This window comes from Caballeronia sp. DA-9 (assembly GCF_051615025.1).
GTDB lineage: Bacteria > Pseudomonadota > Gammaproteobacteria > Burkholderiales > Burkholderiaceae > Caballeronia > Caballeronia sordidicola.
This window is the reverse complement of record NZ_CP195132.1, coordinates 550,701-576,949: the sequence shown is the minus strand read 5'-3', so window position 1 is coordinate 576,949 and position 26,249 is coordinate 550,701. Positions and strand designations below refer to the sequence as shown.

Below are 26,249 nucleotides of genomic sequence, written 5' to 3'. Positions count from 1 at the left end.
CCCCTGAGAGGACGCCGCACAAGGCGGTTCGAACGGCACGCTGCGCACACCCGAAGTGGGACATTACTGGCATAGACTTTGCGGTACACCACACATTTACGCCACGGCTCGCATCCTCCGCCGTCCTCCTCCATCGCAGCAGGGCTCATCATCATGGACAAAAAAAGCAGTAAAGGCCGGCAGTGGCTCGCCGCCATGCTTTGCGCCGCCGGATTCGCGGCGGCCAGCGTGCATGCCGAGACGGCGCCGACGCTCACGCCCGGCACGCTGAAGGTCGGCATGCAGGCGACCTATCCGCCGTTCGAGTACTACGACGGCGACAAGATCGAAGGCGCGGATCCCGAACTTGCGAGAGCGATTGCGAAGCAGCTTGGCAGCAGCACGGCATTTATCGATACGCCGCTGCCGCAACTGATCCTCGGACTGAACGCTAGCCGCTTCGACATCATCATGTCCGCAATGTACGTGACACCGGAGCGCGCGGCGCAGGCCACGCCGATTCCGTATGCGCAGACCGGCTCCGCGATCATGGTCGCCGCGTCGACCGGCATGAAGCCGCGCACGATGCAGGATCTGTGCGGGATGCACCTCGGCATCGTGCAGGGCACGGCATGGGTCGGCCAACTGCACGACGTGTCGGACCATTACTGCCAGCCTAACGGCAAGCCGCCGATCGTCGTCAGCGAATTTGGTTCGACTTCCTACGTGCTTCAGGCCATGCTCTCGAACAACGTGCAGGCCGGCATGCAGGTCGCTGCGACCGCAAAGGCGCTCGCGGACAAATCGGGCGGCCGCGTGATCGTCACATCGACAGACCTGATCAATCCGCAGACTATCGGCATCTTCGTGCGCAAGGACAACAAGCCGCTGCACGACGCGCTCATCAAGGCGCTCGACGGTTTGAAGAAGTCCGGCGAGTACGACAGCCTGCTGCAACGCTATGGGCTCAAGCCGCCGCCCGCGGCGACTGCGTTGTAACGCGCGCCCGGTCCGGTGGCGTCGCGCTGGGCCATCCGCTCTCGCCGCCGCGTAGCCGTGGCATTCCCGGTGTCCGATTCAACGAGACCTCCATGCACTTCGATTTTCGCTACATGCTGTCGCTGTTCGCGATACCGGCGTTCTGGCGGGCAAGCGTCACAGTCGTCGAATTGAGTGCGCTCGCGTGGCTGATCGCCGCCGCCGCGGGCTTTCTGCTCGCGACCGCGCGGATGTCCGGCTGGCGCTCGATGTCCGTCTTCGCATCGATCTACATCTGGCTGTTCCGCAGCCTGCCGCTGATGGTGCTGATCGTGTTCGTGTACAACCTGCCGCAACTGCTGCCGCAGACGGGCGGTGTCCTCTCGAACCCGTTCAACGCGGCGCTGATCGCGCTGGTGCTGACGGAAACCGCGTACATGGCCGAGATCCATCGCGGCGCGCTGATGTCGGTCGCAAAAGGGCAGTACGAGGCGGCGGCCGCGCTCGGCATTCGCTGGACCGGCGCGCAGCGGCTCGTGATCATCCCGCAGGCAATGCGCATCGCGCTGCCAACGCTCGGCAACCAGTTCATCTCGTGCGTGAAGCTGACGTCGCTCGCATCCGCGATCTCGCTGAGCGAACTGCTGCTCGTTGGCGAGCGCCTGTATGCGCAAAACTTTCTCGTCATGGAAACGCTGCTTGCGTGCGCGATCTACTACGTGCTGATCGTGTCGATGTTCACGTGGCTGATGCAGCTTGGCGAGCGGCACATGAATCTCGCCGCGCGCATACCCCGCACGCTGTCCGATGAAGAGGCGGCCGCACTGCGTGGCGGGTTGGTCGTGCGAGGCTCGACGCCGCAGCCCGGCCGCGGCGCGGCGCCCGCATTGCTGCTGAAGGGCGTTCAGAAACGCTATGGCGAACAGCACGTGCTGAAGGGCATCGATCTCGACGTGAAGGCGGGCGAAGTGATGTCGATCATCGGGCCGTCGGGGTCCGGCAAGACCTCGCTGATCCGCACGATCAACGCACTCGAATGGCCGGACGCCGGCGAGATCATCCTGTTCGGCCGCGGTTATCTGTCGTCGCGCGACCGCCCTGGCAACGCGAGCGTGCGCCAGGGCGTGAAGCACATCGGCATGGTGTTCCAGAGTTTCAATTTATTCCCGCACCGGACGATCCTCGAAAACGTCACGCTCGCGCCGCGCTATCAGGGGCATGCGAGCCGCGCGGAAATCGACACCCGCGCGCTGGCGCTGCTCGACAAGGTCGGTCTGCTCGCCCACGCGTACAAGTATCCGCATCAACTGTCGGGCGGCCAGCAGCAGCGCGTTGCGATTGCGCGCGCACTCGCGATGGAACCCGACGTGATGCTGTTCGATGAGCCGACGTCGGCGCTCGACCCCGAACTGGTCGACGACGTGCTGAATGTGATCCGTGACCTCGCGAACGAAGGCATGACGATGGTGATCGTCACGCACGAGATGGACTTCGCCATGTCGGTGTCGAACCGCGTCGCGTTCATGGAAGGCGGTGTCGTGCAACTGCTCGCGTCGCCCGACGAGATTCGATGGTCGCCGGACGCGGTGCGCGTGCGGCGCTTCATCGGCATTGACGAGACGCCGGTACGCGCGGTTGCAACCGCATGAGCGCCACCCGCTTATCCCTCCCGGCGCGTTGCGCCGGACCCTGTCCACAGACCAATGACCAAGGATTCGCAAGGCCATGACCAACACGGGTAATCGCAACATGGTGCTCGGCATGCTGGCGTACGCGACAGGCCAGCATGTCGCGTCGTGGCTCCAGTCGACCGCGCCCGCCGACGCCACGACCAACATCGACTATTGGCGCCGTCTTGCCAGCCTCGCCGAGGAAGGCCGCTTCGACCTGTTCTTTCTCGCCGACAGCCCCGGCGCGCGCACCGAGAAGCTGAACGACTTCTCGCGCTTTCCGTACATGATGAACATGTTCGAGCCAATCACACTGCTGTCCGCGCTCGCCGGTACGACGAAGCACATCGGCCTCGGCGCGACCGGCTCGACGAGCTTCTACGAGCCGTACAACCTCGCGCGCCTGTTCGCTTCGCTCGATCATCTGTCTCATGGCCGCGCGGGCTGGAACGTCGTGACGACCGCGAGCGACTACGCGGCGCGCAACTTCGGGCTCGACCGGTTACCGCCGCACGGGCAGCGCTATGCACGCGCGCGCGAATTCTTCGACGTCGTGATGCGCCTGTGGGACACCTGGGACGACGACGCGTTTCTTGCGGACAAGGCCGCGTGCCGGATGTTCGATCCGGAGAAATTTCATGTCACCGACTTCCAGGGCGAGCATTTCCGCGTGCAGGGCGCGCTGAACATCCGGCGCACGCCACAGGGGCGGCCGGTCATCATCCAGGCGGGTTCGTCGGAGGAGGGCAAGTCGTTCGCGGCGGAGGCGGCCGAGGTCGTGTTCGCGTCCGATCCCACCTTCGATGAGGCAAAGCGTTTCTACGCGGACGTGAAGAGCCGGATGTCCGGTTTCAATCGCGACATGAGCCAGTTGAAGATCCTGCCGGGATTGTCGGTAATGGTCGGCGGCAGCAAAGCCGAAGCCGAGGACAAATACCGGGAGTTGCAGAACCTGATTCATCCGGACGTCGGCCGCATGCGTCTCGGGATGGACCTCGAAGCGGACCTGACCGGCCTGCCGGTCGACGAGCCGATTCCCGAACATCTGATTCCGAAGAAGGCGAATCTGCACCAGGCGTACTTCCGCCAGATCACGACGCTGATCCGCGAACAGAACCTGACACTGCGCCAGTTGTATTCGAGCTACGACCGGGGCAAGGTCACGGTTTGCGGCACGCCGGCACAGATTGTCGACTACATGGAAGAGTGGGTGGATGGCGGCGCGGCCGACGGTTTCATGCTCGCGTTCCACGTGGTGCCAAACGATATGGAGGATTTCGTGCGCCACGTCGTGCCCGAACTGCAACGGCGCGGCCGGCTGCGCAAGCACTACACCGGCACGACACTGCGTGACAACCTGGGGCTGGAACGGCCCGCGAGCCGATATGCGCGCTGACGCACCGGCCTATTCTGGACAAGGAGATTTCCTGATGTCGATAGACATGGCATTAGCCGCGGCCCGCAAGGCCACATGTTCTCAGCAGAGTACGCTCTGTGTAACGGACTTCCGCAACGCGATGGCCAACCTCGGCGCCGCGGTCCACATCATCACCACCGACGGCGCGACGGGCCGCGCGGGCTTCACTGCGTCAGCGGTATGCAGCGTGACCGATTCGCCGCCGAGCGTGCTCGTCTGCATCAATCGCAACTCGTCCGCCTACGCGGCGACGCTCAGCAACCGCGTTGTCTGCATCAATACGTTGAGCGCAAGCCAACAGCCGATGTCGGCCGCGTTCTCCGCGAAGGCGCCGATGGACGAGCGGTTCGCATCCGGCGAATGGGTCGAGGAGGCCGGGCGCGCGCCCGCGCTGCGCGGCGCGATCATGTCGCTGCACTGCCGGATATCGAACACGGTATCGGTCGGTACGCACGACATCCTGCTGTGCGAAGTCGACCGGATCGACGCGAATCCGCACGGGGGCATTTTGATCTACTACAACCGCAAGTATCACGACATTGCATGCGAATAAGGTGCCGTGGCGTTTCATTTTGCACGCCAGGACGGTAATATTTTTTGTGTAATGCGTGGTACACCACAAAAATGCTTCATCGTCGTGCGCTGCTCACACATATTGTGCTTGCTGACTCAATACAGTGCGCGTGCCTGGGAAGCCCACCAAGACATGATTGTCGACATATACGTGGTGTGCCACACAGTTAGCATCCAGCGATCCGCACGGCGCAATGTTCGAGACGCCACCCGGGCGCGCCCTGCGGACTCACTTCTACTACATTGGCATGGTTAATGCCTTAAGCCACAACGACAGAAATCACCGCAACATTCGGCGGCCCTGGTTCGCAAGAAAATCGGATCACTTCACACGAGAGCAACGAAATGGGAAAGCGACTGACATCCGAACAGATCCTTAAATTCAAGGAAGACGGCTATATCGCGCCGTGCCGCGCTGTTTCCGATCGCGAGGCCGGCGAATATTTTCGTCGCATCGAGGCGTTCGAAGAACGAACCGGATTACCCGCCGAAGGATCGCTGAAGATCAAGGCGCATCTTTCCTCGCCCTGGATGGTCGATCTCGCTTGCAACCCCGGCATACTCGATGTTGTGGAAGACCTGATTGGACCGAATATCCTGCTGTTCCGATCTTCCTTGTTCGCCAAGAACGCGCACGATCCCGGCTTCGTTTCATGGCACCAGGATTCGCTTTACTACGGACAGGTGCCCAGTGCATGCGTCACCGCATGGGTCGCATTCACCGACAGCCATCCGGGCAATGGATGCCTGCGCGTGATTCGTGGCTCCCATCTCGATGGCAATCGCGAGCATGAGGAACGCAAGGTTCCGAACAATCTGCTCGCGCGGGGCCATACCGTAATCGATGTCAACGAAGACGACGCGGTTGACCTGACGCTTCGACCCGGCGAATTCTCGGTTCACCATGAACGCACGGTGCACGGCTCGATGCCCAACACATCGGATGGCCGGCGCATTGGTCTGGCGTTTTTCTATGGCCCGACTCATGTCAGTTCGGTGCGCGGCAGGCGCAATGCGGTGTTGGTGCGCGGGGTTGACGAATATAACCACTGGGACAAGGAGCCACTGCCTCGCTACGACCTCGATCCCGTGACAATGGCGGATCTTGGCCACGTTTTCAAACGCTATGAAGCCGGTGAATTCAAGCTGTGATTTGCTGGTCTTCGTAGCTGTTGTCAACCGTGACGCTACTGGCGTCCACGCTCTTTACTTTGATCGGTGCTGAAACTCATAAATGAAAAAGCATGCTAACGGACGGGGTCCGAAGTGTCTCACGCTCCTTGCAATATCACTTGCGCTAGTATCGGCGACACCGGTCGCGCACGCTGCGGATCAGGTCAAGTTCGCGTTGAACTGGCTTATCAGCGGGCGCGATGCGGGCTATTTCGTGGCGTTGGACAAGGGCTTTTACCGCGACGCGGGACTTGACGTGGACATATCAAGGGGACGCGGATCCGGCGATACGTTGAAACGCATATCCATTGGAGAGTCGATGTTCGGCCTGGTGGATACGGCCACTGTAATCGCCGGCGTCGCCAACGACAACGCACCGGTCAAGATGGTCGCGATGACTTACGGGAAAGCTGCAACGGCAATCCTTTATGCGGCGGAGTCGGGCATCAAGAGTCCGAAAGACCTGGAGGGACGAACGGTGGCACGCTCCGCCGCCGGATCGACAATCAACATGTGGCCCGCATTCCTGAAGGTCAATCATATAGACCGCAGCAAAATCAAGGAGATCACGGTCACGGCAAGCTCCTACGCGCCCATGCTGATGGCCCGGCAGGTCGACGCGGTGCTCGATCAAAGTTCGTATCTCGGCCGCTATCAGAAGGTCGCTGATTCGCAGAAGCTGACGATCAAGGTGTTCAGGTTCTCGGATTACGGATATGACCTGTATGGAGACGCGCTTGTTGCCACCGACTCGACCATTCACGACAAGCCGGATGTGGTGAAGCGCTTTGTTGCAGCATCCTTGCGTGGGAATCTGTACGCGTTCGATCATCCGGACGAGGCCGTGGCGATTCTTGCCAGACACGCGGCTGAAGCCGAGCCCGCTATTGCAAAAGCCGAACTGCTCGACACCAGACAGCTTGCCCTGACCGACGAAGTCAAGAAGCACGGCTATGGTTTTATCGATCCCGCGAAGCTTGCCAACAACGTCAATCTGATCCGGGAGCCGCTTGGCCTCAAGCGTTCGGTGACCGTGGAGCAGTTGTACACACCGGCATTCTTCAAATAGGGCTATGCGCGATGAACGAAATCCTTAAACTCGCGCAGATAGGCATGACCTACGTTGGCCGCTCCGGCAAGCGTGTCAATGCGCTCAACGACGTCTCGCTTGCCGTGCGCGAGGACGAGTTCCTGACAATCATCGGGCCCAGCGGCTGCGGCAAAAGCACGTTATTAAAAATCTTCGGCAAGATAGTGCCCGCCACCACCGGCAACATCCAGTTTCGCGGCAAGACATTGACGGCGCCCACCTCTGATATTGGCATCTGCTTTCAGCAGCCGCTGCTTTTTCCATGGCATACCGTCGAGCGCAACGTGCTGATGCCAATGGAAATGCTTGGCCGCTCGATCGACAAGCATCGTGGGGAAGCAAGGGACCTGATCGAACTTGTGGGGCTCAAGGGATTCGAGCAGTCGTATCCGCGAGAACTATCCGGGGGAATGCAGCAGCGGGTGGCCATCGCGCGCGCGCTCATCACCGACCCGCCGCTGTTGCTCATGGACGAGCCGTTTTCGGCGCTCGACGCCATGACGCGTGAGGAGTTGTCTCTTGAAATCCTGCGCATCTGGCAGGAGCGCAAGAAGACAATCATTTTCGTGACGCACTCTATTCCAGAAGGCGTACTGCTCTCGGATCGTCTGGTCATCATGGCGACCCGGCCTGGACGCATCGATCAAATCGTGGATATCGATTTACCGAGGCCTCGTACTATTTCGATGACTTCCACACCGCGTTTCGGACACTTTTCCAATCTGGTTCGTGACCGTGTTCAGACATTGCAGCGGGAGAGCAAGTAATGTTCGGAAAAAAAGTGCTCGGCGACGGATCGACCATGATGTCGGTGATGGCGATCATCGGACTGCTGGTTGTTTGGGAGGCAATATGCCGGTTCGCCAAGGTGCCGGACTGGCTGCTTCCCGCGCCCACGGTAATCGGCAAGGCGATCTGGCTCAACCGCGCCTCATTGCCCGGCCATTTCGCAACGACGCTCTTTGCCTCGTTGAGTGGCTTCGCACTCGCGGTCGCAGTCGGCGTTCCTCTTGCCGTCATCATCACGTCGTCGAAGGTCGCACGGAACATCTTGTATCCGCTATTTCTTATCTTTGAGTCGGTTCCCAAAGTGGCGTTGGCCCCGCTCATTCTGTTGTGGGTTGGCTATGGAATGCCGTCCAAAGTTCTCGTCGCAGCGGTGACGGCGTTTTTCCCGATCGTGATCAACACAAGCGCGGGACTTGCTTCGGTATCCGAAGAGATGTTGCAGTTGAGCCGCTCTTACGGCGCGCCCATGCTTCGAACATTCATCAAGATCAGACTTCCGTTTGCGATGCCGTATCTCTTTGGCGGCATGAAAGTCGCCATGACGCTTGCTGTGATTGGCGCGGTTGTCGGCGAGTTCGTGGGCTCCGACACAGGGCTTGGCTTCGTGATCCTGACTGCTTCGAGCACGATGAACACGGACCTTGTGTTCAGCGCCATGACTCTTCTGTCGATCATGGGCGTCGCGCTTTTCTACGCTATCGCCTTGCTGGAACGTGGCATTTGCCCATGGTATCAGCCAGTTGACCAGCACGAAGCATAGGCCAGCGGCCAGCGCAGCGGTTCAGGTCGCGGCGCCTTCGGGCCGGGTTGCGTTGCGGCCCGCAGGCGCGCCGTAAAACCGGCTGTATTCCCGGCACCTTGCGAAGGGCTGTTGCACCCGGCCTGTACGCCAAGCGGATCACACCTTCACATGCGTGCCGGCGCCCTCACAGCGGCGGTTTCCGTCCGGGCCGGCCGGATGGCAAGAATGACCAGGCCGCCGACCACACCCAACACACCCAGCAACGCAAACGCGAGCGAGAAATTTCCGGTCATTTCTTTCAGCCGGCCGACCAGGATCGGCCCGACGAAACCGCCCAGGAGATTACCAAGACCGCCCGTGAACGCGATCGATGGAATCGCCCATTGGCGCGGCAGGAAATCGGTCGACAGCGCCGAGATCAGCGGCAGGGTCATGAACATGAAGAAGCCGATGAGCGTGAACGCAGCCATCTGCACGAGCACCGAATGAACCCCTGCCTGCGAGCCGAGAAACAGCAGCAGACCGACCATCAGCAGTGGCATGCCCGCATGCATGCGCCGCTCTTGAAAACGGTCCGAACTATACGCCGCCACGATCACGCCAAGTATGCTGGCGAAATAGGGCAGTGCGCTCAACAATCCCACGTTGCCGATGTTGGCGGAACTCGCAGCCTTCAAGACCGTGGGCAACCATAGCGTGAAGCCATAATTGACCATGTTGTTGAGCGAGAACGCGCAAAGCAGCAACCAGACCGCGGGCTGGCGGAACATGCCTCTCCAGTCGGCGGAAGCGCGTGCTGCCGCGAATTCCGCTTGTTCGGCAGAGAGCCGGGCGGACAGCCTTTGTCGCTCTGCCGCGGGCAACCACACGGCAGCTTCCACGCTGTCAGGAATCGCGCGCCACCAGACCACCGCCCAGATCCATGCAGGTATGCCTTCGAGGACCAGCATGACGTGCCAGTCGGTATAGGTCAGCACAAATCCCGAGATAGGGCCTGAAAGCAGCGCGCCGAACGGAATGCTCAGGTTCCACAAACCGAACGCGCGGCCTCGCTCCGACTTCAGGAACCATTGCGACAGCAACAGCGCGAGCGAAGTCCACACCGGGCCTTCGCACAGGCCGAGCATGAAGCGCATCACAGCCAGTTCGACAAAATTGGTGGCGAAGCCGGTGAGCATTGCGAACGTTCCCCAGGCGATCAGCGCCCCGAGTACGGTGCGCCGCGCGCCAAAGCGCGGGGCGAGCCAACCTGCGGCGAGAAAGCTGAGCAGATAGCCCCAGAAGAACACCCCCGCGACAAACCCTCCTTGCGAGGGCGACAGCCCCAGGTCCTTCGACATGCTGGGAAGCGCCATGCCTATGTTGACGCGGTCGAAATAGGCGATCGTGTAGAGCAGGAACACGACCGGCATGATCCTCAGCCAGCGAGTGCGTGAGCCTTCTTGAGCGGAGTCGCGTTTCATTGCATGCGCCCCCGGTCTGTCGATTTCTCCATGGCGGGCGTAACCAGAACAAGCATCGCATTCCAGCCTTTCGGCCCGGGCAGGGCTGCGATCATGTGTGATCGAGTGCAGAAATAAGCCAGCATGGCGGCCGTCTCCTTGTCGTTCGGATAGTCATTGACACTACCTCTCGGGTAAAGACAGAATATCATGACTACGTAGTCACAAATAGATGTTTAATCCTTTAAGGGTAAGTCTCTATAAAAGACTACGTATTCTGTCGCTTGTCAAAAGCGTCATCTGATCATGCATCGACGCCAGGCGTTCCGCGCGCTGGCCATAGGGGAAAAGTCATGAGAATCACGTCTGGGCAAGCCAATCCGCGCTTTGTCGCTGAAGTGTCGGGAATCGATCTTCGTGAAACGCAGGACCGTGAATTACTGGGAAGCTTGCGCGCGGCAATGGATGAATATGCGGTCCTGGTCTTTCGCAACCAGCCTTTCACCAATGACGAGCAACTCGCGTTTGCGCAGCGTTTCGACGGTGTGCTCCATACCAAGACTTCCGTCGCGGTGCTTGGAAAAAACCGGTTCGGCAACGAGGCCCTGACGGACGTATCGAACGTGGGGGCGGGCGGAGATATCCTCGCCGCCGACGACCGCCGCCGCATGAGCACCGTGAGCAACCGTCTCTGGCATACCGATGCATCGTTCGAGGAACCCGCCGGCCGGTATTCCATGCTGTCCGCCCGCGTGGTTCCGCCGGTTCGCGCCGACACCGAATTCGCCGACATGCGGGCGGCCTACGACGCGCTGGACGACGCCATGAAGGCGACCATCGACGGTTTGCAGGTACACCATTCGATCGCGTATTCGCGACATGTGATGGGCTTCGATTTTTCGCCCGAAGAGCGCGAAAAGCTCAAGGGCGCGGACCATCCGCTCGTGCTCGCCAATGTCCGTACGGGCCGGCGTTCGCTCTACCTCGCCTCGCATGCTGAAAGCGTGCTCGACATGCCGGTGCCCGAGGGGCGGCTGCTGCTGCGCGATCTGATCGAGCACGCGACCCAGCCTCGCTTTGTTCACGCCCACGTCTGGCAACCGGATGACTTTGTGATTTGGGACAACCTTGCGACCATGCACCGGGCGCGTCCCTTCGATGACCGGAAATATCGGCGCGAAATGTGCAGGACGACCACGCTCGACCTGCCTTTCGCTGTCTGACCGGAGTGCGGGCATACGGGCACGCGGGCGCACGATAGAATGCGCCAGGAACAAATGTCCGGAGTATGTCGCGTGAATACAGCATCGCAGTTGACTGACGCAATGACGGCCAGCCCGGCGCGTGCGCCGTGGTGAAGCCTGAAGGCAAGGGCGTCGCCGGCCGCGCCAGGCGGCTGGCAAGCGTGACGAGCCACGATGTTGCACGCGCCGCGGGAGTCTCGCAGGCGACCGTTTCACGCGTGCTGCGAAACGACGCGAGCGTGAGTCAGGCCATGCGCGACCGGGTCATGCGCGCACTCGCTGAAACGGGTTACGAACTGAACGCATCGGCTCGCGCATTTCGCACCAGCCACACGGGTTCGATCGGTGTCGTGGTGGCCCGGTTGTCCAACCAGATCTACCCGGCCATGCTCGAATCCCTGGGCGCCCGGCTTGCGAGCCTCGGGCAGCGCATGATCGTCTGGGACGCCGAATATGGCGGTGACGTACAGGCGAGCCAGGCGTTGAGGCAAGGTATTGTGGATGGCGTGATTCTGGCCGCGAGCACGAACGAGTCGGAGTTCATCAAGGAGATTCGCTCCCCGCAGGCGCCGGTCGTCTTGATCAACCGCACCGTCGATGGCTATCCGGGCGACCAGGTCTCCAGCGATAACGTCGGGGGTGGCCGGAGGGTCGCCGACTACCTGGTCAGAAGCGGACGCAAGCGGATTGCGTTGATCGGGGGACCGCAGCAGGCAAGCACGATCCGGGATCGGGAGCGGGGTTTTCGGGAAGCGCTCGAAGCGGCGGGAGTCGAATTGCTGGCGCATCACTATCAGCGCTCGCCCGAGTTTTCGCACGGAAGCGGCAAGGCCATGGCGCTTCGGTTGCTGGAACTTGCCACGCCGCCAGACGCCATATTTTGCGTGAACGACGTGCTGGCGCTCGGCGCTCTCGATGGCGCAAGGGTGGCGCGGGCGCGGGTGCCGGACGACCTGTGGATCGTCGGCTACGACGATGTCGAACTGGCTTCGTGGGATGCGTATGAGTTGACGACCGTGCGCCAGCCAATGGCCGAGATGGTGAGTTATTCGATCGATCTGCTGCTTGCAAAAATTCTCGATTCCGGCAAAGCCGTCGAATTGAAGTGTTTTGCCAACGAGCTGGTTATCCGTCAGTCAACCGGCAAACATCCGTTTCCGCAGTAGTGGTGAGCCTGCGCTGCTTCTTCGTGCCAGGAAATCGTTCCTTGTTGCGGCGTGCGCATGCGCCGCGGTTCTTGCGCGATCGCAGATCCCACGTGTTCTTAATATTACATAATATAAACACTTGCACTCTCATCAGAGACTGATGCCGCTTGAGCCGGGGTAGGGGCCACCGACAAGCCAACCACGCACGCTGTCAAAGTCACCGCTGCAGTAGCCCCTACCGCTTTTCCCCATGCGTGCTCCCAAAGTGAGCGCGTTTCGTCGTCCCGAGCACGCTCGACATTTGCGGCCGCAATCACCTCAAACGGTTGTACATCAAGGATTTCAGCGACACGCAGCGCTGTCAGATTGTCGAACGAAGTGCGACCGACTCGGTAGCTACTGACCGCTGCACGAGTGACATGCAAAGCCTTCGCAATAGCGTAATCGGAAGGCAGATTCAGCCGCTTTTTCACTGCGTCCAAATAGTCAACGGTAGTTTTCATTCCACGCCCCCTAGCGCATCGGTTGGTGCAACACCCATAATTTATTGCAAGCGTCAACAAACGACAACGTATGTGACTGTTGACATGTATGCAAATGTTGACGTAATTTCCGCTGGTCGGATCGCGGAAGCAACGGCATGACCCCGCTGTTTTAAGGTTGATCCCCTTTAGAGCGGTCCGACACCACTAAAACACTGGGATCGGAGGGGGCTGTTTATGGATCGCATTTCGTTACAAATTCGTCGTTCGCCGCTGGGTGGTTTTTCAGGAATCAGCCGGTACGAGCGCCAGATGCTAGGCGGCGTCTCCCGCATCACCTTGGAGAACGCCACGCTGGAAGTAGAGCGAGTCAATAACGCCATCGATGATCGTCTGCGCAAACGCGGCGTCAGCGTCGCCAAATTCCGTCAGAAGTTTTTCGAGTTCGGCCACAAGTGCATCGAGGTTCTCAATGCTCACGAGCGGAAATTTGACGAAAAGCGGGATCACGCGGCCCATGACGCTACCGGTCGTCGTGAGGATGGCGCGGCTGTATTGCAGAACATCTTGGATAGACGCGGGCGTTTGCTTTGCCTTATTCGTGGGCATAGAACAGTCTCGAAAGGTAGGGAGAGCGACGGTGATTCTAGCGCGGCCGATCCCGACGCATTCGACGACGCTCCATTTAGACCGTGCCATCGTGACATCACCATCAAAGACGTCCAAGCACGCCGCGTCGCAAATGTCGAAAGCGCCCGCCGCTTTGAAGCTGAGTATGTTGCGCTGAATCGCGCTTCTGCTAACACCGCCCCTGTTACTCCAACAAAACTGATCGGCCTTAGCGCGCAATGCGCTGAAGAGGGCACCAGTGCGCCTATCTTCATTGCGATCGACTTCGCAGGGGCCGAGGCCGATATGTCGGTCCACTTCTCCTATCGCGATGGAAAGACGGTGCTGTTGGAACGCACCGCAACGCGGCACTCACCGCATAGGGGAGCGTGATGACGTCCGTGCTCTGCATTGTCTTCCTGTCCGGTCTCGCTGGTGGCGTACTTTTGATGGACGTCATTCACCAGCTTAGTGCGCGTCGTGGCAAATGACTCGCGCCTATCTCGCTCTGGCATGCGTGATAACTGGCTTGCTTACGGCCGCTACGCAAGTCACGAGCGATCTACTCGCATTGGCGCTGCTCTTGACGGCTGCCTTGCTTCTTATCGTGGCCGCGTTCGCGGTTCTGTACAAACTTTCAAAAGAGTGGTGCGTCGATGAATCCTGATGTGTGGGTTCCGTTCGCTGCGGGCGCTGTGGCCGGTTGGGCGATTGCGTGCGTGATGGTTGTCATTGTGATTCAGACGGTACGAATCAATCACGACGGTGAGGTGACGCGATGATTCCAGAGAACGTCGAAGACGTTTCGTTTGGCTATGTGCCGGGTTCGGTGGGTTCGGCCGGTGATCTGGTCGTGCCATGGGCACCCCGGCGCACGCCCGCCAGCGATCGTGCGCGCGCGCTTCAGATCGAGGCGATCAGGCGGATTCTCCCGAAGATCGCGCAACATCGGGAGCAGAGCAAGCCAATCGACAGCGAGGCTTATCACGATGCCGTCGCACCGTTTAAGCGGCGCCCCGCATGCGGGGGCGCGGATGAAGCGCGCGCGATCATTCAAGCCCGGTCAGGACGTGATGGTGAACTCCAGGCGGCCTGAGACAGAACATGCAGACGGCATGCGCGGCAAGGTCACGGGCGTGGAGCACGGCCACGTGTGTATCGAGTGCCGTCTTGTCGGCGAAAGCCACACGATGCGCATTGCGCCCGATGAACTCGTTTATTGCAGGGTAGGCACGTGAGGTTTCAAGACAGCGATCAAGCGTGGGCCGAACGGCTCGTCGCAGACCTGCCGCGTCGCTGGCGCAGCCGGTTGTTAAAGCGCTGGCAACGCGTGCATTCGTCGTTTGATCCGCTTTCCCTGCACGGTGAAGGAATTGCCCGCGAGCGTGCCAATGCGGGTCTTCTGGAAGCAGTCACAAAGCTTGAACACGCGCCGTTGGCGCTCGATGCGGGCGACATGGAGGTGTGCAACGCAGCCGAGAAGCATGCAGAGCACTGCCGCCGTGAACGCGAAGCCACGCAGCACCTGTCCGTCCAAGCGCAGCGCGAGGAACTTGCCCGTATTTGCGAGGTAATCGGTGTCTCCGCGCCGGACCTGAAGAAGTACGAGGACAACCCCGCGATGCTGCGAATGATCTGCCCGCAATGGTGGCGTCGCCAACTGCGCAAAGCGCAGGCGTGGGGCGTTGAAGGCTCGGCGATCTCGCTTGGCTACGTGAACAAAACGGGCGATTGCTACGTGTCCGATGAATCCGTGCAAGGTCGCTTGCAGCAGAACGCGCGCAACACGGCGATGCTTGAGGCGACAATCGCACGTAACGAGCTAGGGCAGGAGTTTACGCTTGCCGAACTGTCGGCGAAAGGGCCAGCGAACAAATCAATTCGGCGTGCCGAGTTAATGACGCGAATCAACGGTTTCGAGCGCGTCGCCATCGCGGCAGACCATGCGGGTCTTTTCTTCACGATCACGTGCCCGAGCCGCATGCATGCATACCGGACTGTCGCAGGTCGGCGCGTCGTTCGCAATAAGAAATACGATGGCACCAAGCCGAACGAAGCGCAAGCATATCTGTCCTCGACATGGGCGCGCATCCGCGCGTCGCTCGCGCGGCAAAGCGTCCGCATTTACGGCTTTCGGATCGCGGAGCCGAACCACGACGGCACGCCGCATTGGCATTGCCTCGTGTTCCATAAGAAGGGCGAAGCGGCAATGTTGCGCTCGACTATCTCTAAATACGCGCTTGCAGTCGACGGCGACGAACCGGGCGCGCATAAGCACCGCGTTGACTACAAGCCGATGGATGCGAGCAAGGGCACGGCGGCCGGTTACATCGCGAAATACGTGGCTAAAAACATCGACGGCTATCGGCTGGAAAAAGACCTGTTAGGCAATGAGGCGATCGAGGCAAGCGTGCGGGTTGAGGCATGGGCCACGCGTTGGCGTATTCGCCAGTTTCAGCAGATCGGAGGCCCCCCGGTGACCGTGTGGCGCGAGCTTCGCCGGGTCGCCGAAGTTCCCTCTGATGCACCGGCCTTTCTTCAGAAGGCTCACAACGCGGTGAACAAAGTCGCCATCTTCGAAGGGCGCGATAACGCGTCCGTCGCTTGGAACTACTACTGCGAGGCGCAGGGTGGGGTATTTGCTGGCCGCGACTACCGCATTCGGTTGTCGAAGGTGTCGAGCGAAGAGACCGGGCGCTATGGCGAAGAAGTCGCACCTCGCGTGATCGGTATCGAGTATCGCGAGCAATACAAGGTGCGCGACGCGGTCGGCAATTGGACTGACGTGCGCGACATGACAACGATTATCGAATCGAAGAGGTTCACATGGGAAATCCTGCGTCCTGCGTCAAGTGCCATCTCAGGATCGTCAGTAATTGGGCGACCGGTCTACGAGCGTACGAGTGCCGCCGATGCGGTGCTTGGTGGATATGCGCCGGTCGGGCTTGATGGTTTGAATTTTGGTTTTGAGGCCGGTGAAATCGGCCCTTGGACTCGTGTGAATAACTGTACGCGGGTATGGGAAGGCGACGACAGAGCGCGAGAAAACGATCCGCGAGCGGCTGGTGCGCCGTTCGCCGTGTCGCAGGAAACAGCCGGAGGCGGCTCCCTTGACCATGATTGGAGGCCGGAATGCTAGGAATGAAGATCGATTGTCCGTCCTGCGGTGGCGAGATTGACGCCCGCCACACTGAAGGTTTGTCAACGACGCTTCGGCGTATGTATTTCGTCTGCGAGGACTGCGGTTATCGCACGCCAGCGGGCTTCGAAATCCTACACTCACTGTCGGCGTCGTCACGGCCTCGCGAGGGCGTCTCGCTCGAAGTGAAGCCGTCGCCGATGCTGCGCGGCCCGGTCAACGCCCGCACGACGCTTGCACGGGAGAACCGGCCGTGAGGTTCACGATTGCGTGCCCGCATTGCAGCGCTCGCGGTATCGCTCGGGCGATGGAAAAGAAGTCAGAGACGGAATGGGAAATCGACTTCCAGTGCGACGACGTGACCTGTGGCCACACATACCGTACCAAGCTTGAAATGTACCCGCCAGAGGTTCCGATACCAAAGCGGGAACGTCGCTTAACGCAGGCATTTGAGTTTGACCTTTAGCCGCTATCGAATCGCCATCGATCCAATAGCGAAACACCATCGAAACAGTATCAAAACGATATTGAATCGATATCGAATCAAGCAGGTTTAACGCTCGGGGGAGCACATGATTGTCACGGTCGGAAACTCAAAGGGTGGCGTCGGCAAATCGACTACTGCGTTGCAACTCGCGTTGGGCCTGTCGCTCGACGGCGCGCGCGTCTGGTTAGTCGATGGTGACCGCCAGGAAACGAGCGTGACGGCAATCACGATTCGTACCGACAGCGGCCGAGCGCCGATCGCAGCATCGGCGTACGCGAACGGGGCGACGCTGCGCACTCAGGTGCAGGCACAGCGCCATGCCTACGATCACATCATCATCGATGCAGGCGGGCGCGATTCGAGCGCGCTGCGCGCTGCTCTGACCGTCTCGGACGCGGTCCTCATCCCGTTCCTTCCACGCTCGTTCGACGTGTGGGCGCTGCACGATATCGCCGAGTTGGTGGCAGAGGCGCGCGCCGTTCACGATCTGAAGCCGCTTGCGTTCATGAATGCGGCCGATCCGCAAGGCGCGGACAACCGCGATGCAGCGGCCGCCATCCGCGATTTTTCATCGATCGAACTATTGCCGTGCCGGCTGAACCGACGTAAGGCGTTCTCGAATGCCGGCGGGGCAGGGCTGCACGTCGAAGAGATGACGCGCCGGGACCCCGCCGCGTGCGCTGAAATCGAACGGTTGAAAGACGCGGTGTTTGCTGGCTAACAATCGAATTGATATCGACGTGATATCGATTCAATATCGAATGAATGAGAATCCGATATGACAATCACAAAACGGCCATTAGTGGCCAGCGCTGCCGCAATCGACGAATTTATTGGCCGCGCGCCAGATGCTGGGAAGGGAGAAGCAGCGGAACCAGTCAAGCGTCGCAAGGAAACGATCAGTCTTGGCATCGATCCGTTGCTTCTGGCGCGAGTTGACGCGTTCGCTGCTCGCCTCGGAATCAGCAGGGCTGCTGCGATCGCTATTGCGATAGCAAAGTTTACTGCGGCGGAAAGTTGACTCTGCAAAGCATCGCGTTATTGCCATCAGCCTAGGAAGAGACGTGGCTGACCGTAAACAATGCGACCGAACTTCGCACAATTAAGTCTATGCCATCGTTTGTGGACCGTTAGATATTTTATCTAACGGTCCACAAACAGATGTTCCAACGATCGCCTGTGATTAAAATTGACCTATATCGTCAAGTACTCTTCTACGCAACATATGTTCACGTCATAGTCCTTTCTCATAGTCTTTTTTATTGGGGCATTTGCATTCTTAAGTACCGCGATGCGGGCAGCACCATTTGCTGCCTTCTGCTTTGGATTGTAAAAATCGATGTCCTCGGTCACTACGTTGCTGGATTTCTTAAACTTCGAGACACAAGCCATCGCTGTCCGCAGATACCAAATATCGCGTGAACCTTTTGGAAATCCGAGACCATAAACGTGGTTGCATAGGTCTGGACAATTGCTTACATCTATATAGTTTATTTCAGAAAATTCTAACTTATGAGCGAGCCAAACACTAAACCAGTACGGGTCAACAAGATTTCCCCATTCATGTTCGATTTGCCCCCCATCGTCTAAGAAAATTGCTCGGGCCTGATCAAAAATAAGAAGCGTTGAATGAGTGAGTTCACTTTTTATGTTCAATACGTGCTCGCGATAATACTCACGTAGGACATTTGCGTCGACAATTGTTGGCATTTTGTCACTCCTCCTTGACGCTCGCGCGGAGCTGAGCTAATTTTTTAGCTTCTTCTAAACGCTGGGGGAAAAAACCTTGTGGCCACGGCTGCTCGAAAACGCCTTTTCGATCAAGGGTAAGCCGAGTGACTCGTTTACCGCCTTGCCCGGCATGGACGTAGTAGAAAGCGACATCGTTTTTGCTGATCAATCCGGCAGCGACATGTTGTTGCAATCGCACAACCAGATATTCGCTGTGACTCTCAACGATTGACTTCACACCGTCGTTATATAGGTCTAAGAAGAAGTCACCGAGTTCTGCTTGAGCGCTCGGATGTAGGTGTATCTCAGGCTCTTCAACCATGAGAGTCTGACCACGTGTAAGGTTATATCCGGCGACGAGAACGGGAATGACCTGACTGATCCCATATCCCACATCCGCGAAGTTTTGAAACTCTTTTGAATGATTGTTCTGAATATGAAGCTCGTAATGTCTATCGGATAAATTTTCCAGTTTTATGTCGGATGCCATTCCAGATTTTTTTAACCAATCGACGATCTTGCTCTTTATATTTTTCCCTTTCTTGCCTTTTCGCAGTGAATCCATGGCAATGATACTCGCCGCGTGCTGTCCGGATGCACCAACCTTAATGTTTCGTTCACCCGAAAAAAGATATGTCCGGGACGGTGGTTGCCGCATAGCTCCAATGTATTCTAGGGAATTGAAAAATCTGAAAGCGGGGTCACAAAGCCTCCCTACTGAACGCAGGATTTCCGTGTGGTCCTCAGTTAGAAAATTAGCTAGCGCAGATTCCGGATCGATCCGATGTTTGGGTAGATAGACACTTCTAGGTAAAAAATGGAAGAGGCGCAGGTCTGCAGATAAATCAGATTTTATCGAGGGAGGAACATTGATTCCACCAATTTTCTCAACGAGATATCGTTCGCTGACGCTTTGGTATTTACAACTTAGGGCATGATGGGGACCCTTATAAACCTCGAATTCGTTAATAATTATTTCGCGTATTGTTGGCCGGAATTTGTATTTAAGTTTGATATGAAGTAGATCATCGACAACCCATTGCTTCGGAGCACGGGCGAAGAATTCGTCTTTAGGCCGAATCGTGAAAGAAATTTCAATGTGACGCGTTCTGTTATTAGTAAAAACCACATCTTTATAGGTGCCAAAATCACCTAATGCACCATTCAATAATAGCGGAACATTGACATCATAACTCGTTACCGTTTGAGAAAGTATTTTTGCTGCAGATAATACGGATGATTTTCCAGAGTTATTCGGCCCTAAAAATATCGTTATAGGTCGAATATCCAAACTTTCATTCTCGAACGCTTTAAAATTCTTTAGGCCTAATTTTTCGAGCATTATATATTGCCGTCAATGTTGTATGGTCTGTGCACGAGATGGGCGCTGTGGTCACCTTCTGCGCAGCGCTATCACCCCATCCTTAGTTATCGGATTCGTGAGAGGATACTTGATACTTAAGGTGTCTATAGTCAACTTCGCAGTTGGATGACTAACTTCCCTCAAAGCCGCCACTAATCGCGAGAGGTTGCCGTCTCTCGGAACTGTGGCCGGTTGATAGGCCCTCAGAAATCGCACTAGGCAATCGGGACACGCTGAGGCTGCTGCCGGCGAGTCGGAATGGACGGGCTGGGCGGTCAGTCGTTCAAAACCCCTTCGCCCTGGATGTCTTTGTACTTGTCGTTCCAAAGCGTCCAGCGGCGGTCCCCCCTCCCCGCCTGCCTGCTCCTTGTCTCCCTATTTTTGACGCACCGGTGCGAGCGTTAGGGACCGCACCATGTAAGGCGCTCCGGCCGATAAATACAAATAGAAAATGATGCAAATTGACGCGCCATGGAGGGCTATGTGATGCAATCTGCGCCCATAACTCCTCGGCACGCCTCACGCGCTAGTTGTGGCCCAAATGTCCGACAAAAGTATGAAAGAATGCGGGCGTGCCAGCTCGGCACGCTCTGCGCCCGGGTGATCACCGTGGCGCGAAAGCCAACATGAGGGGTCATATATGGCGTTCGAGATCAGCAAGTCCGACAAAGGCGCTTGGATTGTTCATCATTCGCGAAAAATATCGAGGGATACTGCTGCCCCTGCGGAATACTCGGCGCTCGACGAGGCAGGGAAAGCCACAGAGCTGCTAATGCGCCTCGGAGAGACGAAGGAAGCAAACTTGAAGAACGAGGAGGTTACCGCCATCGCTAAGGCGGCCAACCTCAATCCAAGAACCGAACTTCCGCACTTTTTGGATCTTCTTGAGAGGAGGCGCCTGATCGACAGAGCAAAAGGCGAAGTCCAAGTACTCGGCGTGAATACTCGTAACGTACTCGGGCACGCTTCTGACATCTTCGATGACGCAGAGCCGGCAAGTCACGAAATTGCCTCCATCGCGCTCGGGGAGCTCGCGTCAGTTGCGCCGATTGCACTCTCTGATGCAAAAGAATACATCGGCGACGCTTTTAAGATGGCGAGGTCTGATGTCGGTGAGTTCCTTCGTCGTTCTTCGGAGATCGGCTTTGTCGATCAAGAAGGCGACGATCCATCGAACATTCTCCTGTTCAACGGAAATCTATTTAAGCGCGACTCGGTTGAAAAAGCCGCCAAGGTCCTGTCGTCTCTCTCGTCGGCGGAGCAGCAACGTCTAGCGGAAGTCACTTCGCAACTAAACGCCGTCGGATGCCTGTACGCTGAAAAATGCGAGCATAAGCTGGGAGCAGTTTTATTTGACAAACTGAAAGCCGCTGGCGTTCTCGAAGTCAATACCGTTTCGAACGAGAAGGGTGACCATGCGTTTGTCACAATGCCTGGCGCATTTCACAAGTTCGTGAATCCGATGGTCGACGACACATTTGATATGGCAAAAGCACTAGTGTCGGCGTTGTCCTATGGGCTGCAACTTCGACCAACAACGCAGGGACGCATCCTCAGTGTAGATTGGATCCTGAACGCACTTATCAGCGGGCGAACCATCGGGCCGGCGACGGCCATAGGCGCTGACTATCGCGTACTGGAACAGAGTCGTGTCGTGAAATTGATCCCGGCAAACAATGGGATGTTCAGCATGCGGCTTCTAAAGCAAGAGGTCGGGCAACTTGCGCTGCAGGTCTTAAAGCGAGGTGACGCCAACGCGGAGTCCATAAATGTTCCGCCTTCGGCTCCGATGACAGGTTACCTCGGTCCAGAGTTCGCTCGCGAGCAAACGCGCAAAAAGCAATCGGCACCGAGCAAGAAGCACACGCACGACATCCTTAGCGCGCTGCGCGGCAAGAGAGGCATCTGACAATGGCGAAAACCGGCGATAAAGGATTCCAATTGGAAGAACTTCTCCGAGCGTATTTTCTACGAGCAGGCATGTACGCCGTGCGCGGCGTCCCCCTGCAACTCGAAGGCGATGACCTTACAGATGTGGATATATGGTTGTACGAGCGCCCCACTGGATCATCGCGTAGGCGGCAGATTGTAGACGCAAAGTCAAAGTTAAAGCCTAAGGCTATAGAGCGAATGCTATGGACCAAGGGTCTATCAGAGCTACTCGCTGTTGACGGCGCATACGTTGCTACGACTGATAACCGCCCCATGTTGAAGGAGATTTCAAAGCGGCTCGGCGTATCGGTCCTAGACGGTGCAGATTTGCGCCGAATGGCCGAAAGCGAGAAGGTGCTCTTCGCGGACCGGCTAAGTGAGGAAGAGCTCGATAAGTCGATCAAGGCAATTGATAAAAGTCGGCGGAACAAGGAACTTCAGCTCGCTTACCACGACTTGAAGGCTGCGCTGCTGGATGATTTCGGCGCGGGAACTGTCAACCGAGCGCTTGAGCACTTCGCGGTATTTTCTCGCTACCTCATTGCATGCCATCCTAACAGCCCTGCTGCGGACATCAGTCTTCGCCTTGCCTATATCTCAGCTTCAGTGGCTGCAATTGCTATCGATGCCTCGTTGGCTAAAGTCTCGCTCAAGTCCGCGGAGGAGCGGCACCACGCGATTCTCAACGTCATTCGGTATGGCCACGATGACGAAACGCAGGGCTTCGAGACGGTGCGTGTTGCGGCTGCGCTTGTGGAACAATACGTACCTAACGGACGCGCGGTGTCTCAAGCGATGATAAATGCCGTACGAGATGGCTTCGATAAGATTCCTGCGGAGATCATTGCTGACTATGTCTTAACGCATATGAAGAACGACGGCCTTTTTAAAGTAGCTCGTTCGCTCGAATCGGAGGGCTTCCGAGTAACCCCATTGTCCTTTGACGAACTTTCTTTGGAGGAGAAGTCCTTCCTTGGAGTGCTGATGGATTTCTCTGGCGTTGATCGGCAGTCGTTCGCTTCTGCGTGGCATAAGGCGATTCAGTCGAATATTGTCGTGAACGCGGAAGGCTTGGAGGGGTCGCGGACCCTTTTCTGAGGTACACCACGACGTAGGTGTAACCGAGCGGTGTGCGACGAGCGGAGGCTCTCTGAGCTTCCGCGCCTGTTCTCTGTCTGGCCACCTTCAGGCCGTGGGCTGTAAAGCTTCCACCGCAGGAATCACGTACGGATCAAAGCGAATGATCTCTTCGCCGGCCCAATCGTTGAAAGCGAGGAATTGCGTCTGCAGCGGTTCGATCTCGTTGCGTGCGAAGACCCGAGCGGCGGTGTCGGCCGCGCCGAATCCACCCGTGTTGCTGGGCACGATGCCGAGCAGTTGCGGCGGCACACGGTGCGCGGCGAGCAAATCGTCGCGCGTGACGTTCTTGATGTTAAAAAATTCGTCCTTCGCGGCGACTTCCGACACAGGAATGAGCTGGATGCCGTCTTTTTTGCCTTGCGGCGAATAGACGAAGAGGTTACGGAAATTTCCCGGTCCCTTTGAGTTCTTGAGTGCGTCGCGAATCGAGTCTACGTCTTGCTGTTGTTGCGCCGGATCTGTCATGTACAGGATAAAACCCGCGTGACTGCCATTCTCATAGTAACGGCGGCGAAAGAGCGTCGAAGACTCATTGAGCCATGCTGCATGAAGTGCCCCCAAGTATTCAGGCAGGCCGTACACTTCCTGATTAATATCCGGCTCGATCAGATGGAAGACCGACCCGGCTTCGAATTCGTGCTTTAAACGAAGGCCGTCCGTCATCACGTACGAAACCATGTCGGGCTTGCGGCGCAGATACTTCGCCGGGGCGGACTCGTATTTCATGACTTGCCCGAGTCGATTTTCCTGGCGCTCCACATAGCCGTTACCGAACGTCAGAAAATCCAATGCCATTCGCCTAAATGACTCGCGCGAGAACTTCGGGTGCGGAATGAACGTGGAGGCGAGTACGTTGCGTTTGAAGAAGAGGGCGGACGCGTGGTGCGTACCGGCGCGCAGTGACTTGGCTAAGCCCGTGAAGCTCACTGGCGGTTCGTAATACTGGCCGTTCGACCACAACTCGACGTATTCGAGAATGTCGGCACGCGATAGCACCGGCGACGGATCGCCGAAGGTGAACGCCTCGGTGTGCTGTGGCGCCAGAGTGGCCGACGCGGATGGATGAACGGCGGCCATGCTCTTACCGCGATGTTTTCTCATTAGATAATCTCCATAAAACTGGTGTTGTTCATGGTCGCGCCTTCGAGCGGTTCATTGCCGAGCGCGTGCAGACAGGCCCATGCAAGGTCTGCATGCCCCGTTTCCTCGCTGCGGCTCGCTTGGTAGGTGACCTGTCGGCCGCTCGCGGTCAGGGTCTTGCGAATCGCCATGAATGACTGAGCGAAATCGGTCCAACCGGCATCGAACTCGAGCCGCGCCTTGCCGATGACCGACAAGCCCTTGAGCACCAAGCGACCTTTGACCTCGGGCGAGTAATTCAGCGCCACGGCGGCCGGATAAAACTGGCGCACAAGCTGATAGACACCCTGACCGATGCCGGTTGTGTCGACAGCCATGTACGTGACGTTAAAGCGCTGCGTGATTTTCCTGATGCTCTCGGCTTGTCCCTCGAAATCCATGCCGCGCCACTGGTGTTTTTCGAGCACGCGGAACTTGCCACCGGGCACGGCGGGCGGAGCGATCACGACACAGCCCGCCGAATCACCCGTGTGTGCCGGGTCATACCCGACCCAAACCGGGCGGTAACCGAGCGGGCGCATGCCAAGGTGATCGACGTCCGTCCACTCTTCCCACGAGTCGACCATGCAGCGTTGCAGGTCCGCGAGCGGGAAAATCGACGCGCTGTCGTCGATGAACTGACACATCAAGAGGTTGGCGTATTCGTCGGCGCTGTATTCAAGGCGCAACTCGTTCATATCGAACAGATTGCAGCCACCGGATACAGCATCCTCGACGGTCACAATCTGCCGCCATTGCCGGTCCTCGCAAACACGGCCATTGGCGAGCGCGCCGTGCGTCACGTCCAGGTGAATGTGATCGGCCTTCGCGCGGCCACGGTTGAAGTGGTCGCCCGTCCAGAACGTATAAGCCTCGTGGGTGATGCTCGAAGGCGTAGAAAAATACGTCTTACGCCAATGCTTATGCATCGCCATGCCGGAGGCGACTTTATTCAACGTCTTGAAGCCGTGAACCCAAAAATACTCGTCGAAATAGAAGTTGCCGTGATAGCTCTGCGCGGTCTTCGCGTTGGTGCTCAGAAAAATCAGTTCGGCACCATTGGGCAAGAGAATGGTGTCGCCGGTTAACTCCACTTGGGCGACTTCACGCGCGAACGCGCAGATGTACTGCCGGAACACGTGCACCTGCGCCTTGCTTGCAGACAAGAAAATCTGATTGCGGCCGGTTTCGAGCGCGTCGTCGAGCGCTTCATGCGAAAAATAGTAGGTCGCGCCGATCTGCCGCGACTTGAGCAAGTTGCGCGTGCGATTGTGGCCGTTTTGATACCAGACCTTTTGATAGTCGAACTGTGATTCGAGAAACGCGTTGTGTAGCTTTGCTTGCTGCTCCTCGGTGATCTGGTTGCGCACCGCTTTTTTCTTCGGCCCTTCATTTCGCGCCTTGATTGCCGGATTTAGGTCCGACTCTTTGCCGGTGTCGCTGTATTTGCGCACACGCGCCATGCGCTCAAGCTCGCGGCCAAGTAGGTCAATCTCTTTGAAGTCAACCGGGTCTTTGACTTCCTTGGCGATCAGCACGATCAGGCGCGTTTCGAGCGATGCCTCGACTTTCTCGGCAATCGTCGCTTTGTCCCACCCGTCGCGCTGCTTCCACGATTCGATGGTCGAGCGCGGCTCGCTGATATGGCGAGCGATCGACGACACGCGCCAACCCTTCCAATAGAGGTCGCGGGCCGCGCGTCGCGGCTCGATGTCGGGGGAAAGGGATTCGGCATTTTCTAGCATGCCGAAAGCGTAACGGTCACACGCGCGCGCGCGCAGTGAATTGATTTGTACTCCGACGAATAACTATGACGGCCGATTGTCGATGACGCGTCGCGAGCGCAACATTCACTTACACAATCTCACATGCAGTAACCAGCGAGAGGAATCGATGAAGCGAAATTTTTGGGTGGCAATATCAATCATAAGCGCCGTGGCAGCCGCCTTCGCGGTTCCCGTCCAAGCCCATGCAGCGGGCATTGTCGTCAGTTCAATTTTGA

At 57.9% G+C, this 26,249-nt stretch carries 26 protein-coding genes; 20 read left to right on the top strand and 6 right to left on the bottom strand.

The window, feature by feature from the left end:
* Positions 1-153 precede the first annotated feature (153 nt).
* The 8 genes from ACRWA7_RS08985 to ACRWA7_RS08950 all read left to right on the top strand — a co-directional run bounded on the left by ACRWA7_RS08985 (position 154) and on the right by ACRWA7_RS08950 (position 8,429).
* Positions 154-978: an ABC transporter substrate-binding protein gene (locus ACRWA7_RS08985; protein WP_438392354.1), complete on the top strand. Its 825-nt coding sequence runs from the start codon at positions 154-156 to the stop codon at positions 976-978.
* 92 nt (positions 979-1,070) lie between these two features.
* Positions 1,071-2,606 carry an amino acid ABC transporter permease/ATP-binding protein gene (locus tag ACRWA7_RS08980; protein ID WP_438392353.1) on the top strand — a complete coding sequence of 512 codons (1,536 nt, stop codon included), beginning with the start codon at positions 1,071-1,073 and terminating at the stop codon, positions 2,604-2,606.
* Positions 2,607-2,682: 76 nt separating this feature from the next.
* Positions 2,683-4,023 carry an LLM class flavin-dependent oxidoreductase gene (locus tag ACRWA7_RS08975; RefSeq protein ID WP_438392352.1) on the top strand — a complete coding sequence of 447 codons (1,341 nt, stop codon included), beginning with the start codon at positions 2,683-2,685 and terminating at the stop codon, positions 4,021-4,023.
* A 34-nt stretch (positions 4,024-4,057) separates the two neighbouring features.
* Entirely contained in the window at positions 4,058-4,597 is a 540-nt protein-coding gene (locus ACRWA7_RS08970; RefSeq protein WP_438392351.1) for a flavin reductase, read from the top strand.
* A gap of 365 nt (positions 4,598-4,962) precedes the next feature.
* On the top strand, positions 4,963-5,769 hold the full coding sequence (locus ACRWA7_RS08965) for a phytanoyl-CoA dioxygenase family protein (RefSeq protein ID WP_060858607.1): 807 nt from the start codon (positions 4,963-4,965) through the stop codon (positions 5,767-5,769).
* An 82-nt stretch (positions 5,770-5,851) separates the two neighbouring features.
* Positions 5,852-6,859: an ABC transporter substrate-binding protein gene (locus ACRWA7_RS08960; RefSeq protein ID WP_060858608.1), complete on the top strand. Its 1,008-nt coding sequence runs from the start codon at positions 5,852-5,854 to the stop codon at positions 6,857-6,859.
* Positions 6,860-6,870: 11 nt separating this feature from the next.
* On the top strand, positions 6,871-7,647 hold the full coding sequence (locus tag ACRWA7_RS08955; protein WP_438392350.1) for an ABC transporter ATP-binding protein: 777 nt from the start codon (positions 6,871-6,873) through the stop codon (positions 7,645-7,647).
* Complete coding sequence (locus tag ACRWA7_RS08950) at positions 7,647-8,429, top strand: ABC transporter permease (RefSeq protein WP_438392349.1); 783 nt, start codon at positions 7,647-7,649, stop codon at positions 8,427-8,429. Before ACRWA7_RS08955 ends, ACRWA7_RS08950 begins: the two co-directional genes overlap by 1 nt.
* Positions 8,430-8,575: 146 nt before the next feature.
* Here the strand turns inward: ACRWA7_RS08950 and ACRWA7_RS08945 are convergent, their stop codons facing one another.
* Positions 8,576-9,874 (bottom strand): MFS transporter, encoded by a 1,299-nt coding sequence (locus tag ACRWA7_RS08945; protein WP_438392348.1) that lies wholly within the window; start codon positions 9,872-9,874, stop codon positions 8,576-8,578.
* 332 nt (positions 9,875-10,206) lie between these two features.
* On the opposite strand from ACRWA7_RS08945, the gene ACRWA7_RS08940 reads away from it, so the two are divergent.
* Together ACRWA7_RS08940 and ACRWA7_RS08935 are read left to right on the top strand one after the other, a co-directional pair.
* Positions 10,207-11,076 (top strand): TauD/TfdA dioxygenase family protein, encoded by an 870-nt coding sequence (locus tag ACRWA7_RS08940; protein WP_060858613.1) that lies wholly within the window; start codon positions 10,207-10,209, stop codon positions 11,074-11,076.
* Positions 11,077-11,204: 128 nt separating this feature from the next.
* Positions 11,205-12,263, top strand: a complete 1,059-nt coding sequence (locus ACRWA7_RS08935; protein WP_438392347.1) for a LacI family DNA-binding transcriptional regulator — start codon at positions 11,205-11,207, stop codon at positions 12,261-12,263.
* Positions 12,264-12,367: 104 nt separating this feature from the next.
* On the opposite strand, the gene ACRWA7_RS08930 is transcribed toward ACRWA7_RS08935, so the two are convergent.
* Positions 12,368-12,748, bottom strand: coding sequence for a Cro/Cl family transcriptional regulator (locus ACRWA7_RS08930; RefSeq protein WP_438392346.1), 381 nt, complete (start codon positions 12,746-12,748; stop codon positions 12,368-12,370).
* A 216-nt stretch (positions 12,749-12,964) separates the two neighbouring features.
* Here ACRWA7_RS08930 and ACRWA7_RS08925 point away from each other — a divergent pair, with 216 nt between their 5' ends.
* The 8 genes from ACRWA7_RS08925 (at position 12,965) to ACRWA7_RS08890 (ending at position 17,983) form a co-directional block, all read left to right on the top strand.
* On the top strand, positions 12,965-13,729 hold the full coding sequence (locus tag ACRWA7_RS08925) for a hypothetical protein (RefSeq protein WP_438392345.1): 765 nt from the start codon (positions 12,965-12,967) through the stop codon (positions 13,727-13,729).
* A gap of 385 nt (positions 13,730-14,114) precedes the next feature.
* Positions 14,115-14,432 carry a hypothetical protein gene (locus tag ACRWA7_RS08920; protein WP_438392344.1) on the top strand — a complete coding sequence of 106 codons (318 nt, stop codon included), beginning with the start codon at positions 14,115-14,117 and terminating at the stop codon, positions 14,430-14,432.
* 19 nt (positions 14,433-14,451) lie between these two features.
* Positions 14,452-14,574 (top strand): hypothetical protein, encoded by a 123-nt coding sequence (locus ACRWA7_RS08915; protein WP_438392343.1) that lies wholly within the window; start codon positions 14,452-14,454, stop codon positions 14,572-14,574.
* The gene (locus tag ACRWA7_RS08910) at positions 14,571-16,475 is read left to right on the top strand and encodes a replication endonuclease (protein ID WP_438392342.1); all 1,905 of its coding nucleotides are present in this window, start codon (positions 14,571-14,573) and stop codon (positions 16,473-16,475) included. Before ACRWA7_RS08915 ends, ACRWA7_RS08910 begins: the two co-directional genes overlap by 4 nt.
* The gene (locus ACRWA7_RS08905; RefSeq protein WP_438392341.1) at positions 16,469-16,732 is read left to right on the top strand and encodes an ogr/Delta-like zinc finger family protein; all 264 of its coding nucleotides are present in this window, start codon (positions 16,469-16,471) and stop codon (positions 16,730-16,732) included. The genes ACRWA7_RS08910 and ACRWA7_RS08905 overlap by 7 nt, the downstream gene beginning before the upstream one ends.
* Before the next feature lie 50 nt (positions 16,733-16,782).
* A complete protein-coding gene (locus ACRWA7_RS08900) occupies positions 16,783-16,941 on the top strand; it encodes an ogr/Delta-like zinc finger family protein (protein ID WP_438392340.1) in 159 nt (52 codons plus the stop codon).
* Positions 16,942-17,047: 106 nt separating this feature from the next.
* Complete coding sequence (locus ACRWA7_RS08895; RefSeq protein WP_438392339.1) at positions 17,048-17,683, top strand: AAA family ATPase; 636 nt, start codon at positions 17,048-17,050, stop codon at positions 17,681-17,683.
* A 57-nt stretch (positions 17,684-17,740) separates the two neighbouring features.
* Positions 17,741-17,983, top strand: a complete 243-nt coding sequence (locus tag ACRWA7_RS08890; protein ID WP_438392338.1) for a hypothetical protein — start codon at positions 17,741-17,743, stop codon at positions 17,981-17,983.
* Between the two features lie 173 nt (positions 17,984-18,156).
* Here the strand turns inward: ACRWA7_RS08890 and ACRWA7_RS08885 are convergent, their stop codons facing one another.
* Together ACRWA7_RS08885 and ACRWA7_RS08880 are read right to left on the bottom strand one after the other, a co-directional pair.
* On the bottom strand, positions 18,157-18,672 hold the full coding sequence (locus ACRWA7_RS08885; RefSeq protein WP_438392337.1) for a hypothetical protein: 516 nt from the start codon (positions 18,670-18,672) through the stop codon (positions 18,157-18,159).
* Positions 18,673-18,676: 4 nt separating this feature from the next.
* On the bottom strand, positions 18,677-20,035 hold the full coding sequence (locus ACRWA7_RS08880; protein WP_438392336.1) for an AAA family ATPase: 1,359 nt from the start codon (positions 20,033-20,035) through the stop codon (positions 18,677-18,679).
* Positions 20,036-20,696: 661 nt separating this feature from the next.
* Here ACRWA7_RS08880 and ACRWA7_RS08875 point away from each other — a divergent pair.
* Positions 20,697-21,965 carry a hypothetical protein gene (locus ACRWA7_RS08875; RefSeq protein WP_438392335.1) on the top strand — a complete coding sequence of 423 codons (1,269 nt, stop codon included), beginning with the start codon at positions 20,697-20,699 and terminating at the stop codon, positions 21,963-21,965.
* Between the two features lie 2 nt (positions 21,966-21,967).
* Positions 21,968-23,086, top strand: coding sequence for a hypothetical protein (locus ACRWA7_RS08870; protein WP_438392334.1), 1,119 nt, complete (start codon positions 21,968-21,970; stop codon positions 23,084-23,086).
* A gap of 87 nt (positions 23,087-23,173) precedes the next feature.
* Here ACRWA7_RS08870 and ACRWA7_RS08865 read toward each other — a convergent pair whose 3' ends face one another.
* Positions 23,174-24,229 carry a phage portal protein gene (locus ACRWA7_RS08865; RefSeq protein WP_438392333.1) on the bottom strand — a complete coding sequence of 352 codons (1,056 nt, stop codon included), beginning with the start codon at positions 24,227-24,229 and terminating at the stop codon, positions 23,174-23,176.
* Complete coding sequence (locus tag ACRWA7_RS08860) at positions 24,229-25,992, bottom strand: terminase ATPase subunit family protein (RefSeq protein WP_438392332.1); 1,764 nt, start codon at positions 25,990-25,992, stop codon at positions 24,229-24,231. The genes ACRWA7_RS08865 and ACRWA7_RS08860 overlap by 1 nt, the downstream gene beginning before the upstream one ends.
* Positions 25,993-26,249: the final 257 nt, after the last annotated feature.

Bases quoted from the DNA above. Each gene is read 5' to 3' on its own strand.
- ACRWA7_RS08880 (WP_438392336.1), bottom strand. From the start codon at position 20,035: ATGCTCGAAAAATTAGGCCTAAAGAATTTTAAAGCGTTCGAGAATGAA.
- ACRWA7_RS08955 (WP_438392350.1), top strand. From the start codon at position 6,871: ATGAACGAAATCCTTAAACTCGCGCAGATAGGCATGACCTACGTTGGC.
- ACRWA7_RS08950 (WP_438392349.1), top strand. From the start codon at position 7,647: ATGTTCGGAAAAAAAGTGCTCGGCGACGGATCGACCATGATGTCGGTG.
- ACRWA7_RS08925 (WP_438392345.1), top strand. From the start codon at position 12,965: ATGGATCGCATTTCGTTACAAATTCGTCGTTCGCCGCTGGGTGGTTTT.
- ACRWA7_RS08940 (WP_060858613.1), top strand. From the start codon at position 10,207: ATGAGAATCACGTCTGGGCAAGCCAATCCGCGCTTTGTCGCTGAAGTG.
- ACRWA7_RS08870 (WP_438392334.1), top strand. From the start codon at position 21,968: ATGGCGAAAACCGGCGATAAAGGATTCCAATTGGAAGAACTTCTCCGA.
- ACRWA7_RS08970 (WP_438392351.1), top strand. From the start codon at position 4,058: ATGTCGATAGACATGGCATTAGCCGCGGCCCGCAAGGCCACATGTTCT.
- ACRWA7_RS08980 (WP_438392353.1), top strand. From the start codon at position 1,071: ATGCACTTCGATTTTCGCTACATGCTGTCGCTGTTCGCGATACCGGCG.
- ACRWA7_RS08865 (WP_438392333.1), bottom strand. From the start codon at position 24,229: ATGAGAAAACATCGCGGTAAGAGCATGGCCGCCGTTCATCCATCCGCG.
- ACRWA7_RS08915 (WP_438392343.1), top strand. From the start codon at position 14,452: ATGCGCGGCAAGGTCACGGGCGTGGAGCACGGCCACGTGTGTATCGAG.
- ACRWA7_RS08860 (WP_438392332.1), bottom strand. From the start codon at position 25,992: ATGCTAGAAAATGCCGAATCCCTTTCCCCCGACATCGAGCCGCGACGC.
- ACRWA7_RS08895 (WP_438392339.1), top strand. From the start codon at position 17,048: ATGATTGTCACGGTCGGAAACTCAAAGGGTGGCGTCGGCAAATCGACT.
- ACRWA7_RS08890 (WP_438392338.1), top strand. From the start codon at position 17,741: ATGACAATCACAAAACGGCCATTAGTGGCCAGCGCTGCCGCAATCGAC.
- ACRWA7_RS08875 (WP_438392335.1), top strand. From the start codon at position 20,697: ATGGCGTTCGAGATCAGCAAGTCCGACAAAGGCGCTTGGATTGTTCAT.
- ACRWA7_RS08960 (WP_060858608.1), top strand. From the start codon at position 5,852: ATGAAAAAGCATGCTAACGGACGGGGTCCGAAGTGTCTCACGCTCCTT.
- ACRWA7_RS08945 (WP_438392348.1), bottom strand. From the start codon at position 9,874: ATGAAACGCGACTCCGCTCAAGAAGGCTCACGCACTCGCTGGCTGAGG.
- ACRWA7_RS08965 (WP_060858607.1), top strand. From the start codon at position 4,963: ATGGGAAAGCGACTGACATCCGAACAGATCCTTAAATTCAAGGAAGAC.
- ACRWA7_RS08920 (WP_438392344.1), top strand. From the start codon at position 14,115: ATGATTCCAGAGAACGTCGAAGACGTTTCGTTTGGCTATGTGCCGGGT.
- ACRWA7_RS08885 (WP_438392337.1), bottom strand. From the start codon at position 18,672: ATGCCAACAATTGTCGACGCAAATGTCCTACGTGAGTATTATCGCGAG.
- ACRWA7_RS08985 (WP_438392354.1), top strand. From the start codon at position 154: ATGGACAAAAAAAGCAGTAAAGGCCGGCAGTGGCTCGCCGCCATGCTT.
- ACRWA7_RS08930 (WP_438392346.1), bottom strand. From the start codon at position 12,748: ATGAAAACTACCGTTGACTATTTGGACGCAGTGAAAAAGCGGCTGAAT.
- ACRWA7_RS08905 (WP_438392341.1), top strand. From the start codon at position 16,469: ATGCTAGGAATGAAGATCGATTGTCCGTCCTGCGGTGGCGAGATTGAC.
- ACRWA7_RS08900 (WP_438392340.1), top strand. From the start codon at position 16,783: ATGGAAAAGAAGTCAGAGACGGAATGGGAAATCGACTTCCAGTGCGAC.
- ACRWA7_RS08975 (WP_438392352.1), top strand. From the start codon at position 2,683: ATGACCAACACGGGTAATCGCAACATGGTGCTCGGCATGCTGGCGTAC.